Source organism: Saccharothrix xinjiangensis (assembly GCF_039527585.1).
GTDB lineage: Bacteria > Actinomycetota > Actinomycetes > Mycobacteriales > Pseudonocardiaceae > Actinosynnema > Actinosynnema xinjiangensis.
In genome coordinates, this window is the sequence record NZ_BAAAKE010000012.1 from 73,774 (window position 1) to 86,062 (window position 12,289).

The 12,289-nt window shown below is 70.4% G+C and carries 10 protein-coding genes; 5 read left to right on the forward strand and 5 right to left on the reverse strand.

The features are described 5' to 3' along the window. The first annotated feature begins 326 nt into the window (after positions 1-326). The 3 genes from ABD223_RS23640 (at position 327) to ABD223_RS23650 (ending at position 2,873) form a co-directional block, all read left to right on the forward strand. A complete protein-coding gene (locus ABD223_RS23640) occupies positions 327-1,256 on the forward strand; it encodes an AAA family ATPase (RefSeq protein WP_344038607.1) in 930 nt (309 codons plus the stop codon). Between the two features lie 152 nt (positions 1,257-1,408). Beyond that, a complete protein-coding gene (locus tag ABD223_RS23645; protein WP_344038608.1) occupies positions 1,409-1,861 on the forward strand; it encodes a GNAT family N-acetyltransferase in 453 nt (150 codons plus the stop codon). Positions 1,862-1,901: 40 nt separating this feature from the next. Next, positions 1,902-2,873: a D-alanine--D-alanine ligase family protein gene (locus ABD223_RS23650; protein WP_344038610.1), complete on the forward strand. Its 972-nt coding sequence runs from the start codon at positions 1,902-1,904 to the stop codon at positions 2,871-2,873. A 198-nt stretch (positions 2,874-3,071) separates the two neighbouring features. Here the strand turns inward: ABD223_RS23650 and ABD223_RS23655 are convergent, their stop codons facing one another. From ABD223_RS23655 to ABD223_RS23665, 3 genes are all read right to left on the reverse strand, one after another. After that, positions 3,072-3,260 (reverse strand): hypothetical protein, encoded by a 189-nt coding sequence (locus tag ABD223_RS23655; protein ID WP_344038611.1) that lies wholly within the window; start codon positions 3,258-3,260, stop codon positions 3,072-3,074. 233 nt (positions 3,261-3,493) lie between these two features. Next, a complete protein-coding gene (locus tag ABD223_RS23660) occupies positions 3,494-4,318 on the reverse strand; it encodes a pyridoxamine 5'-phosphate oxidase family protein (protein ID WP_344038612.1) in 825 nt (274 codons plus the stop codon). A 312-nt stretch (positions 4,319-4,630) separates the two neighbouring features. After that, positions 4,631-5,842 (reverse strand): phosphatidylserine decarboxylase, encoded by a 1,212-nt coding sequence (locus ABD223_RS23665; protein WP_344038613.1) that lies wholly within the window; start codon positions 5,840-5,842, stop codon positions 4,631-4,633. 420 nt (positions 5,843-6,262) lie between these two features. On the opposite strand from ABD223_RS23665, the gene ABD223_RS23670 reads away from it, so the two are divergent. Next, positions 6,263-7,615, forward strand: a complete 1,353-nt coding sequence (locus ABD223_RS23670; protein ID WP_344038614.1) for a C45 family autoproteolytic acyltransferase/hydrolase — start codon at positions 6,263-6,265, stop codon at positions 7,613-7,615. A gap of 65 nt (positions 7,616-7,680) precedes the next feature. After that, on the forward strand, positions 7,681-9,021 hold the full coding sequence (locus tag ABD223_RS23675; RefSeq protein WP_344038615.1) for a phosphatidylserine decarboxylase family protein: 1,341 nt from the start codon (positions 7,681-7,683) through the stop codon (positions 9,019-9,021). Positions 9,022-9,368: 347 nt separating this feature from the next. Here the strand turns inward: ABD223_RS23675 and ABD223_RS23680 are convergent, their stop codons facing one another. Together ABD223_RS23680 and ABD223_RS23685 are read right to left on the reverse strand one after the other, a co-directional pair. Beyond that, a complete protein-coding gene (locus ABD223_RS23680; RefSeq protein ID WP_344038616.1) occupies positions 9,369-10,616 on the reverse strand; it encodes a helix-turn-helix domain-containing protein in 1,248 nt (415 codons plus the stop codon). 232 nt (positions 10,617-10,848) lie between these two features. After that, entirely contained in the window at positions 10,849-12,120 is a 1,272-nt protein-coding gene (locus ABD223_RS23685; RefSeq protein ID WP_344038617.1) for a class III lanthionine synthetase LanKC N-terminal domain-containing protein, read from the reverse strand. Positions 12,121-12,289: the final 169 nt, after the last annotated feature.

Below are 12,289 nucleotides of genomic sequence, written 5' to 3' on the forward strand. Positions count from 1 at the left end.
GGCCGCCGAACAGGACCCTCGCGACACCCCGGCAGTGACGGACCGCCCCGGTCGACACCTCCACCACACCGGGCAGGCCTCGGCAGCTCGTGACCACCGACCAGGTCGCCACGTCGTTCGCGAGACCCGGTCGGCGTCGACAGCGGGGTCACGTTGATCAGGGCGCGGTGGTCGACCGCGCGTGCCGGCGTTCACCCGACACCGCTGCCCGGCGCCACCTGTCCAGGTGGTGCCGGGCCTGCCGGCTGGCCGGATCCCCGCCGCGGGACGACCCTGCTTTCACAGGACGCCGGTGGTGGTGTCCCGTGACGTCTGGAGGGAACAGGATGCGCCCAGCGGGGATGGCCGCGACGTCGGAGGAGCCCGGGCGGCCGTGGTGGTCGCGGCTCGTGCTCGCGGTGCTGGTGGCGGCCTCGTTGGTCGCCGCGCCGATCACCGCGGCGGCCGAGGGGCCGGGCACGCTGGAGCCGTTGACCGACGAGCAGTGGGTCGCCCACGTCCGGGAGGTCGAGGACAAGGTCGCCGAGGCGCTCGCGCAGGGCCGGGCCACCTCCGTCACGCACACCGTCGGCGGCGACGGCGTGCACTGGCTGCCCGAACGCGCGGCGAAGCAGCGCTTGATCGCCGCGGAGTTGTACACGCGAGGCTCGTGGGTCCCCGACGAGGGCGAGGCGCTGTTCACCGGTGGTCTGCCGGGTGCGGGCAAGACGACGGCGTTGAACCAGAACCCCGACGTGGACCCCTCCCGGTACCTGGTGCTCAACGCCGACGACGCCAAGGAGAAGCTGTGCGAGCACGGCCTGGTCCCCCGGGTCGACGGGATCGCGCCGCTGGAGGGCTCGGAACTGGTCCAGGAGGAGGCGTCGGTGATCGCCGGGCTGGTCGCCGAACTGGCCGCCCGCAACCGCAAGAACGTCATCTGGGACACCACCATGAGCTCCCACAGCGGGGTGGACCGGCGGCTGGACCGGTTGCGCGACAAGGGCTACGACCGGTTCACCGCGCTGTTCCTCGACGTGCCGATCGACGTCAGCCTCCGACGCGTCGACCAGCGCCACCGCGAGGGCTACGAGAAGTACCGCAACGGTGACCGGTGCGAGGGCCGCCACGTCATGGCCGCCTACATCCGGGGTTCCGCGGACCCGGACCACACCAGCGTCAACCGCCGCGTCTTCGAGGACCGCAAAGCACGCTTCGACCGCTGGTACCTCTACGACGCCACCACCATCCCCGCCACCCTCGTCGACCAGGGCTGACACCAGGCCCGCGCGACGTTCCGGGCCACCGCGAACCCCGCTCCGGGCCGGTGGACGGTGAGGCGGAGCCTCGGCGGCGATCGTCACTTCGTACGTCTCGGCCTCCCCCGACGACCACCCCGGTGATCCCGCCGGCCCCGGAGGCAGCCCGCATGACCGGATCCCCCGTACGCCCCGCCCACCCGGAGGACGCCGAAGCGCTGCTCCGCCTGCGCGTCGCGGCACTCGACGGCACCCGGCCCACCGAGGACTGGCGGGAAGCGTTCCGCGACGACATGCGTGACCGGCTCGGCACCGACCCGGACCTGCTCGCCTTCGTCGTCCCCTCCACCGACGGCGCCCTGGCGTCCTGCGCCATCGGCATCGTCTACCGCGGCTACCGGGGCCCCACCCACCCCACCGGCCGGTGGGCGCGCATCCACACCGTGGCCACCCACCCGGCCCACCGGCGGCTCGGCCACGCCCGCGCCGTCACCACCACCCTGGTCCGCGCACTCCGGGAACGCGGCTGCGACCCGATCGAACTGCGCGCCACCAAGGCCGGCGCCCCGCTCTACCGCACCCTGGGGTTCAGCCCCGTCGACAACTACATGACGTTGCGCTGACGTCCCCCACCCCGCCGGGCCCAACAGACCCAGGAAGGCCATGCCCCGCAACACAGGCACCACGGCCCTGGTCCCACCCGACGACGTCGTCGTCGGCGTCCTCACCGGAGGAGCGAGCGGTGAACGCCACCGCTCCCTGGCGACCGGCGCCGACGTCGCGCAGGCACTGACCACCCTCGGACACCGGATCCACGTGATCGACACCGCCGACCCCGGATTCCCGGACCAGGTGCGCGCGGTCGACGTGGCCTTCCTCGCGCTCGCGGGCCGACACGCGGAAGACGGCACGCTACAGGGCTTCCTGGAGACCAGCGGCATCCCCTACACCGGCTCCGGCGTCCGGGCCAGCGCCCTCGCCATGCACAAACCGACCGCCAAGACCGTGGTCCGCGCGGCGGGCGTGCCCGTCCTGACCGACGTCCTCGTGACCGACGCGGAACCCGCCCACGCGGCAGCCGAGGACGTCCTCGCGCTGCTGGACGCCCCCGTCATCGTCAAAGCACGCGACGAGGGCAGCTCGATCGGCCTGGCCGTGGCCCGCGACGAAGCCGAACTCACGCGGGCTCTGGAAGGCCTTCACGCCGCCGGGCACAGCCTGTTCGTCGAACCGTTCGTCGAGGGCAGAACGGTGACGGTCGGCGTCCTGGAGGACAACAACGCCCCGGTGCCGCTCCCCGCCGCGGAGATCCTCGCCATCGGCGAGTTCTACGACCAAACCGCGAAGAACCACCCGGGCCTCCACTCCTTCCGGTGCCCCGCCGACCTGCCGGACCAGACGGCGTTCGACCTCGCAGAAGCCGCCCGAAGCGCGCACACCGCCCTCGGCTGCTCATCCCACTCACGAAGCGACTTCATCATCGCCCCGGACGGCCGCATCCACTGGCTCGAACTCAACACCCTGCCCGCACTGCGCCGCACCGCCACCCTGCCCCTGATGGCCGCAGCCGCGGACGTCGGCTACGAAGAACTCATCGAACGGGTCCTCCGCGGAGCTTCCACCCCGCGCGGCTGAGATGGAGGCGTCGGAAGGGCGAGCCGCTGGTCGGGTCCAGGTGCGCAGGCTCGTACCGGGTCGTCCTGCCGCTCGCCGCACCCTGTTGGCGGTCCGGGCTCGCGAGGTCTGCGACCGGGTACGGACGAGGGGCCCGGACCGTGGGTGGTCCGGGCCCCTCGTCGTTCGTCCCGCAACGAACTCGCTGTCGCGCGGGCGCTACCGGGAAGGGTCCCAGTCATCAGGCCAGCAAACCGTTCCATGCCCCGGGATTTCCTGACAGGGCATGATCTTGGCGGTGTTGGTCGGAGCTGCCGTGGCGGTGGCGGCGAGACCGAACAGCGGCACGGCGACTGCCGCAGCCGCGACGACGACCCGAATCAGCGAACGCATGGTGATCCTTTCCATATCGATGGCTCCTCGTACACGGTATGTCCGGTGCTCCGGTGGCGACACCGCAGGCAGCACGGACCACTCGATCGAGGCTTTGGTTCGCGGTGTGGACGGCAACGGCGTGGCATCGCCGGATCCACGTCCTGTGCGGACACGAGCCGCACGCCCGTGACCACTTCGGTGTTCGTGAGCACGTGCGGGCTGAACCGGCCGTGCCGGCGGTGTTCGGGTGATCCTCCGTCGAGCGCTCAGATCCTGGGCGCCCCCGGGAGGCGCCGGGGCTCGTCCGAGTGCTTCCGGGGGTCCACCACGAGTTCGTGCGCGCCCCTCGATCCGGTCAGGTTCTTCACGTACTCCGGAACGGGCACCCTGCCCCGCAGGTCGGGTGCGGTGATCGGCGGTCCGTAGACCTGCCGCACCGGCACGACACCCGCCCAGTGGGTCGACGAGTCGTCGGAGGCGGGTGGTCCGCCGTTGCGCACCTTGGAGGACACGTGCTCGAAGTCGATCCTGATGACGCCGACGTGGCCGAGTTCCTCCTTGTCTGCCTTGCGCGAGTGGTCCGCGTACCCGGGCATGATGTGGTTCGTGATCGTGTGCAGCGCACTGCACTTCTCCCCGCCCGCGCCGCCTTCCAGCACCGCGCAGGCCCGGCCGAAGATCACCACCGACCGGTAGGAGAGGACGGCCTCGGGCGCGGCCTGGGCGGGCACCAGGGCGTCCACGATGGCCACGCTCACGGTCACCTTCCGCACCTTGCCGGATCGGACGAGCCGGTAGAGCCTGGAACTGTGCTCCACCGGCGGCTCGGCGTGCTGGTCCGGGTAGTCGCCTGGCCCGTGCACGTAGAGGAAGTCGCCGTCGCGCGAGCGGCCGTACTGCCGGGGCACGATCCGGACCACTTCCTCCTCCGGGTCGAAGTACGCGATCTGGCAGTGGAAGGTGTCGTCGAGGATCGACTCGGCCACCTGCTTGTCGTAGGAGACCTGGCCGGAGGAGTAGTTGACGCTCGGCTTCGTCAACCTGTGCGGCCGGTAGGGGTCGTTCTCCTCGCCGGGTTCCCTCAATGACATCGTTGCTCCGTTCCCAGGGGTCTGTGCTGCGCAGAGCAGCGGGTGGACGCGGTGGTCGGCCTGACCACCGTGGCGCACCCGCTTCCGGGCCGACAGCGGGCGACCCGATCTTCATCCCCGCAGGTGAACGCCCCCGCTCCGGTCGCCGGGCCGCAGGTGCGCCGACGCCACCGGCAGGCGGTCCGCGACGCACGAGGCGTGCGGCTCGACGCGCAACCGCTGCTGTTCGGCGGCAGCCCCGGGCAGGGCGGACGGGTGGCGACACGCGGGAACCCGGGCCGCCGCGGGGCGTCCCGGGCTCCGCCGCCGCCATCAAGGGCTGAAGGTGGCCATCGGAGTGCCGTAGTGGCGGTACTCTTCGTCCTCGTTGATCGTCAACTGCTCGCCCGCCCGGGGCTTCTCGATCAGGACGACGATGTCGGAACCGCCGAACTGGAAGTAGCCGAACTCCTCCCCCTTCGGCACTGTCGCGCCTTCGGTCATGGTCATGACGACGGAGGAGACCTGGGCCATGCCCACGGGGATCGCCGCGACCAGTCCGATGTCACCCTCCGGCGAACCTTCGGTGTCGATCACGATGGCGCCGCGCGCCTGGGTGAACTCGTAGCCGCCCTCGGCGCCGTCGGGAGCGTCGAACAGCCCGTCCTCCTCGTTGATGGTGACGTCGAGGTACACGCTGCCCTGGATCGTGCGGGCCTCCTTCACGGTCCCGGCGACGGGCGTGTGGAAGCGGTGGTAGGAGAACGGGCTGAGGAAGTAGTGGACGAACGTGCCGCCGGCGAACCTCGTCGCGTAAGGGCTGCCGTCGAGGAGGTCCGCGATGTTGCCGAACGTGTGGGTCCGCTTGATGGTGACGGGACCGACGCTCAGGTCTTCGTTGATCGGGTAGGTGGCCTTGTAGGTGCAGTCGGCCGGGACCGTGATGGTCTTGTTGTCACGGGGGTTCGCGATCGGCCGCAGTCCGGGGTTGAGCTCGCGGGCGAAGAACTGGTTGAAGGTGAACCAGCCGCTGGGCTCGTTGGGTCGCCTGTCGGGCAGCAGGGAGTCCTGGACGCAGTACTTCGGCGAGCGGTCGAGGAACGTCTTGAGGGTCTCGTCGCTGAACGACGCCGGCGTGTCGAGGTAGCTGCCCCAATCGCCGGCGAACCCGACGAGCCACGACTTGAACCAGGGGATGTCCTGCACGACCGCCGTGTCCCCCCCGCCCTGCTTCTGGTTGATCAACCAGTAGAAGTGGCACAGGCGGTCGAGGGGTTCCTGCTGCCCCGTGGGGTCGCCGGTCCAGGCCGGGCCTTCGCTCTGGCGCGGGATCCACCGGGCGAACTCCTCCAGGAAGCCGAGGTAGGAGTCGTAGGTCGTCGGCCACGTCAGCGCCTCGAACAAGGCGGGTTTGAGCTTCGCGCTCGCTTCCTCCTTGGCCGCCACCAGGGATTGTTCCAACAGAGGGGGGAAATCGGGGTGCTCCCTCACCAGTTTCCTGAGGTCGTCGATCGTCGAGGTCGAGAGTTCCAGTGATGTCGTCACCGAGGGCTCCTGCCGTAGGGAACGTGTGGTCGCGGCTCGCGTCCCACCCGACCATCGCAGCAGGCCCGAGCCGCCGAGAAGGCTCCTCACCCGATGGGTAAGGGATCACGCCCGAAGGGATGTGCCCTCTCCGGGCGTGCCGGCGCGCGGCGTCCGAACCGGGGCCCCGGTCCTGTCGGGGACGAGGGAACCCGTGCCGGTCGGGAACCACCCATACAGGGTGCGACCGCTTCCCGAGGGTGACCTTGCCGTGCCGTGGTGGGAAATGGAACCACGTTGTGTAGCGATCCCCGGGGTGGCGTTGAGGCCGGGCACTCGGCTTCCGGGGGAACGCCCACCACCGACGGGTGGGAGCCCTCGTGCTGCCCGCACCGCCTCTGCCACCGTCCTTCCCGACGCGCGATCACGGGAGGCGGCGCGATGACGGGAAGTGTCGGCAAGGACGGTTGGACCTACCTGCGACTGGACGGCGAGCCGGGCAAGCGGGGTGACACCCACGGCCGCGAACTGGGCGACGCGATCGCCAAGTCCCTGCGTCGAGCCGACTTCATGTCCAAGCTGGACACCGGCGAGCCGTTCGACTTCTTCACCCGCGCCGTGTCGGAGACCTTCGACGACTTCCCCGGCATCAGCGACGAGATCCGGGAGGAGCTGCGGGGCATCGCCGAGGGCGCGTCGAGGGCGACGGGCTCCACGATCACGCTCCAGCAGATCATCGCCCTCAACGCCTACGAGGAGCTGGTGGACAGCTGGTGGCCGACGTCGCAGGCGCACGGCGCGACCCGACGTCTGCGCGGCGCCCGACCGCGGTGCTCGGCCTTCATCGCCACCGGTTCGCACACCGCGGACGGGCGGATCGTCGCGGCCCACAACAGCTGGGACAGGTTCAGCTCGGGCGACGCGCTCAGCGTGGTCCTGGACATCCGCCCTCCCGCCGGCGAGGGGCACCGGGTGCTCATGCAGGCCGCGCCGGGGTGGGTGACCAGCAACACCGACTGGATGGTCACCGGCGCGGGCCTGGTGGTCCTGGAGACGACCATCGGGTCCTTCGACGGCGCGTTCGCACCCGACGGCGACCCGGAGTTCTACCGGTCGCGCCGGGCCACCCAGCACGCCGCCGACATCGAGGGCTGGACGGCGTTGTTCTCCGAGAACAACAACGTCGGCTACGTGAACACCTGGATGCTCGGTGGCACCCACCGGGGGGTCGAGAACACGATCGCCCTGTACGAACTGGGCAAGGGCGGACCCGGGGACGCGTGGTTCACCCACACCACCAACGGCTTCTACACCGGCTACAACGTGGCCAACAGCCCCGAGATCCGGTTGCAGCAGTGCACCGACCCGATGCAGCGCTTCGACATCCGCGGCAACGCCGCCCGCCGAGTCAGGCTGGAGCAGTTGCTGACCGAGTCCGAGGGCAAGGTGGACGCGACCAGGGCGCAGGAGATCATCGGCGACCACTTCGACGTCTACCGCGGCGAGGAATCGGCCGGGTCCCGCAGCATCTGCGGCCACCTCGACCTGGACAAGGGCGAGTACGGCAACCACGGCCAACCGCCGTACTTCCCGTGGGGCGCCAACGACGGCAAGGCCTACCACGCGGGTTCCGACCCCGAGGACCCGCTCGGCTTCCGAGCCCGGTGGGGCAACTCGTGCGGTCAGGAGTTCGACCCCGCCGCCTTCGTCCGCGACCACCCCCAGTACGCCGAGTTCGCCGGCCACATGGACCACCGCACCGGGTACCCCTGGACGGCGATGCCACCCCGGTAGGCCGTCACCACGGCCGGCGAGAAACCCCTTCCGGAAGACCGCACACCCGCAGACGGGAACAAAGGATGTCGGCTGACATTGCGACCCAGGTCGGTGACTGGCTCCCGACGGACCAGGTGTACCTGGCCCGGTGGCTCGACGACCTGATCGGGGAGGTCGGCGAGAAGAGCGCCGCACCGGGGCTCCAGACCCGCGAACTGGCGGACCCGCTCACGGTGTTCCGCGAGTTCGTCTACGCCAACCCGGAAGTCTACGTGCTGTTCACGGACATGTTCGAGCAGCTGTCCCAAAAAGTGACGCCGACCGGGTACCCCCAGGTCAAGTCGTTCGAACACATGTTGCAACTTCTCGACAAGGTGCTGACCACGGTCCCCGAGTACGACACGTCAGGACTCGTGGGGTTCCCGATCAACGTGATCCTGAACTGGGCCATGGGCACCCGCGCGGGATTCGCGGCTTTCTTGAACAAAGACGTCAACCAGCAGTTGAAGCCCGTCCTGGACCACTGGGCGGAGTACCTGAGGTCGAAGGACTCCCAGGAGTCGATGAAGGCCGGCGGGTGGCTGTCGGACGAGGCCCTCAACGCCATGTCCGACCACAACAGCGAGGGCGAGGTGGAAACACCGTTCGTCGACCTCTTCGACTGCGACCAGCACGACCCCTACTACGGGTTCGACTCGTGGAACAGCTTCTTCACGCGATCGCTCAAGGACCCGGACCGGCACCGACCGATCGCCGAGGAAGACGATGACGACGTCATCGTGAGCGCGTGCGAAGTGTCCCCTTATCGCCTCAGCAGGTGCGTCGAGCTCTACGACCACTTCTCCGTCAAGGGCCAGCCGTACTCGCTCGCGCACCTGCTCGACACCGCCCACAAGTCGCAGGACGAGCCCGACGACGAGTACTTCAAGCACGGAACGGTGTACCAGGGTTTCCTCAAGGCGCTCAACTACCACCAGTGGCACAGCCCGGTAAACGGGAAGGTCGTCGCATGCCGCAAGATCCCCGGCTCTTATTACTCGGAGACGCCCGCGACGCTGTGCGACCCGGCCGCACCGGACATCTCGCAGGGGTACATCGCCCACGTCGCCACTCGGGCCCTGATCTTCATCGAGGCCGCCAACGAGAAGATCGGCACCCTGTGCTTCGTCGCCATCGGCATGGCCGAGGTCTCCTCCTGCAACCTCGCGGTCAAGCCCGGCGACTCCGTGACCAAGGGGCAGAAGCTCGGCGAGTTCCAGTACGGCGGCTCGTCGCACTGCCTCGTCTTCAACCCTGACGTCGACCTCACCTTCGTGCCCGAGGTCGAGGAGATCGACCGCGACCACCCCGCCACCATCCGGGTCCGCGCCGAGTTGGCGACGGTCGAGCAACGGGTGGCGAACGAGCCCCGTCCGACTCGGTGACGCGGGCTGCGGCCGTGGTGGGGGCACGGTGAAGCTCCTGGTGGACGACTTCTCCACCAGGAGCAAGGCCGTCGCCAGGAGCTTCGTGCGCCTGTCCACCTGGCCGACATCGGCCGACTCCGCCCGTTCACGCCACCCCGTCCGCCCTGGACGGCGCGCCGCGCGGGGAAGACGGAATCGGACGCCGGGTCCGCCGTGCCCTGGTCAACCGGTTGCTCGCCGAGCACGGCAGCGACCTGCGGCTCACCGACACCGGCGAAGACGCGGGCAGGCTCGTCCACGTCACCGACGCAGTCCGCGACGAGTCGACCGAACGAGTCCTGAACACCCCGGACCAGGACGTCCGCTCACTGACGGTCGCGACCACTGGGCCGTGGTCCGCGCGCGGGGCGGCTGGACCGGGGTTCCGACGGTTCCGCGGGAAGGTGCGGAGCCTGGACCGATCCGATCCTGATCCTGTGCAGGCGATCGCCCACGGACAGCCTGTTCGCCCTCGACGAGCTCTTGGCCAGCGCGTCGAACTCGCCCGGCGTCAGGCCGGTGATCGAGCGGAAATCGCGGTTGAGGTGCGACTGGTCGTAGTACCCGCACCTGGTGGCGATCTCGGTGAACGTCAGGTCCGTCCTCTTCAGCGCGGTGATCGCCGATTGGAGGCGCAGCACCCTGCGCAGGGTGCCGGGCGGCAGGCCGACCTGTTCGCGGAACAGCATTTCGAGGCGACGGCGGCTGCGACCGGTGATCCCGGCCAGCTCGTCGACCGTGGTGGCGTGCGACTTGTCGAGGTGCGCCCACGCCTGCGCCACGACGGGGGACGGCGCGGGAGCGTCGCGCAGCAGGGCCGTGATCGCCTCGTCGAGGATCGTCCACCGGTGTTCCCAGTCTGCCGCGTCCGCCAGCATCCCGGTGAGCCGGGACGTCGTGGACCGTCCCAGGACCTCGTCCGGCGCGACGAGGGTGTCGGCGAGGTGGTGCAGCGGCAGCCTCAGGCAGGCGTACGCGCCCAGGGGGGTGAACTCGACCTGCACCGCCCGGAAATCGCCGGCGACCTCGCTGGTGACCGCGGCCGAGTGCAGGCCGATCACCATCTTGTCCCAGGCGTGGCCCGGTGACGACGGCTGCCCCGGGTCCACCAGTCGCAGGGCGTCCGGCCGGCGTTCGACCTGAACCTCGTGGGTCGCGGCGCCTGACAGGTGTTCCGGTGTGGTGGTGGGTGAAGAAGGGCAGGGCGGCGGGGTGGTCGGGGCGCAGTGCGGCGCCGAGTCCGAGCAGGCAGCCCGCTGTTCCGGTGGCCAGGTCCATGGACAGGCGCATGAGCTGGTCGTCGGGGAAGGCCAGGTCGCCGAGGCCGCGCGCAGGATCCCGGGTCGTGCCGCGGCGAGTTCGTCGTCGTGGCCGCGGGTGAGGTACTCGTCGACGACCGCACCGATGCCGGCGCTGCCGGCTCCCAGGTAGGGCGTGGTGCGTCGGCCTTCGTTGACGGCCAGGGCGCCGTTGTCTCCGCGGACGCACTGGGCGAGGTCCTGGCGCAGGGCGCGGGCGGCCAGGTCGAGCAGTCCGGTCTGGCCGCGGCGGTCGTGGAGGCGCAGGAACAGCAACGCCGCGCCGGCGGCCCCGTACAGCAGTCCCGCCCTGCGACGGACCGGGTCGGCTTCCCGCTGGTCGTCGGCAGGTCCGGTCCGAGTTGTTCCCAGGCGTCGCCCAGCACCCGGTCGACCACGTCGAGCGCGTGTTGGCGGTGGCCCAACAGGTCGAGGGCGTAGGCCACGCCGGCCAGGCCGTCGTAGGAGCCCAGCGGGGTGTCCGGCGGCGCGGTGGTGGTGTGTCGGATCAGCCACTGCTCGGCCGGTTCGCAGCGCGGGGCGTCGGCTTCGAGGAAGGCGTAGAGCACGCCGGCGGCGCCGTAGGCCATGCCGAGTCCGCCGCCGGGTGAGAACTGGGCGATGGTGGTGTCGTCGGGTCGCACGATGATGTTGGCCATGTGCAGGTCGTTGAACAGCACCCCGCGTTCGTGCAGTGCCCCCACGGCGTCCTCCACGGCGTGGAGGACACCAGTGCCCACGCCGTGTAGTCGGCTACGCGATCGGGGTCGGGGTCGGGGATGACCAGGGGTGGCGCTGCACGAGCAGCTGGTTGAGCGGGATCCCCTCGATGAACTCCTGCACCAGGAACGCGTGCTCGCCCAGGACGGACCAGTCGCGCACGCGGGGCACGAACGGCAGTCCCCGCGCCAGGCGCAGCATGTCGGCTTCCGCCCGAAGCCGGGTGAGGGCGTCGACACCGCCTGCGGCCGGCCCGGCGTGCGGGCCGGGCCTCCTTCAGCACCACGCGCTCGCCGGTGCGGGTGTCGTGGCCCGCGTAGGCACCGCCGCCGTTGGAGTGGTGCAGGGCCTGTTCGATGCGGTAGGGCAGGTCGGCGGTGGTGACGGCGTTGCGCGCTTCGAGGTGGGGTGCCAGGAAGTCGGGCAGTGCGACCCACTCGGGTGGGGAGAACACCGGCCTGCGGCGGTCGGGGACCAGGTGGCCCCGGTCGTCCTTGATGGCCGGGACCACCTCCCCGTCGTCGTCGACGCAGTGGCGCTTGGCGAACCCCCCGTAGCGCACGTGCAGGGGGCCGTCCCCCATCCGCAGGTCGCTGAGGACGTACGGGCCGGGGTGGCCTGCCAGGGCGGCGCCCAGGTCGTCGAGGCACGTGCGCAGCCGGTCCTCGTCCTCCGGGTGGACGGTGATGAACTTCCCGCTCCACCCGCGCGGCGCGTACTTGGCGTTGCGCACGAACAGCAGCACCCGGTTGGGCAGGTACTTGAAGGCCAACCCGTGCGAGACGCAGTAGTCCCAGACGACGTCCAGGACCTCCTCGGCGTTGTCCAGGCAGGCCGAGACGTGGATCTTCCACCCCTGCGCGGGCAACCGGTGGTCCGGCGGGAGCAGGTCGAGCCACTCCTCCGAGCGGACGCTGCGCCAACCCGGCGGGACCGGCCGCGAGACCGGGCCGAACTCCGCCTGCCGGTCCTGTGACGACCGGTCGGGGGCGTCGTAGAACCAGCGGTCGGCCAGGCAGAAGATCTCGTATCGCTTGCTCGTCGCTCCCCATCGGACCACGCGGACGAAGGCAGGACCGCCGGCCTCCGGGGTCGGCGGACCGCCCGCGCCCCGTGCACGCCGGCCACCGGGACACCAGGGTGGGACACCTCGTGCCCCACCCGACCCGAATTCGCCCTGTAGGGGGATATCCGACCCCCGGGTGCTCGATGGTCGTGACCCGGCGGAG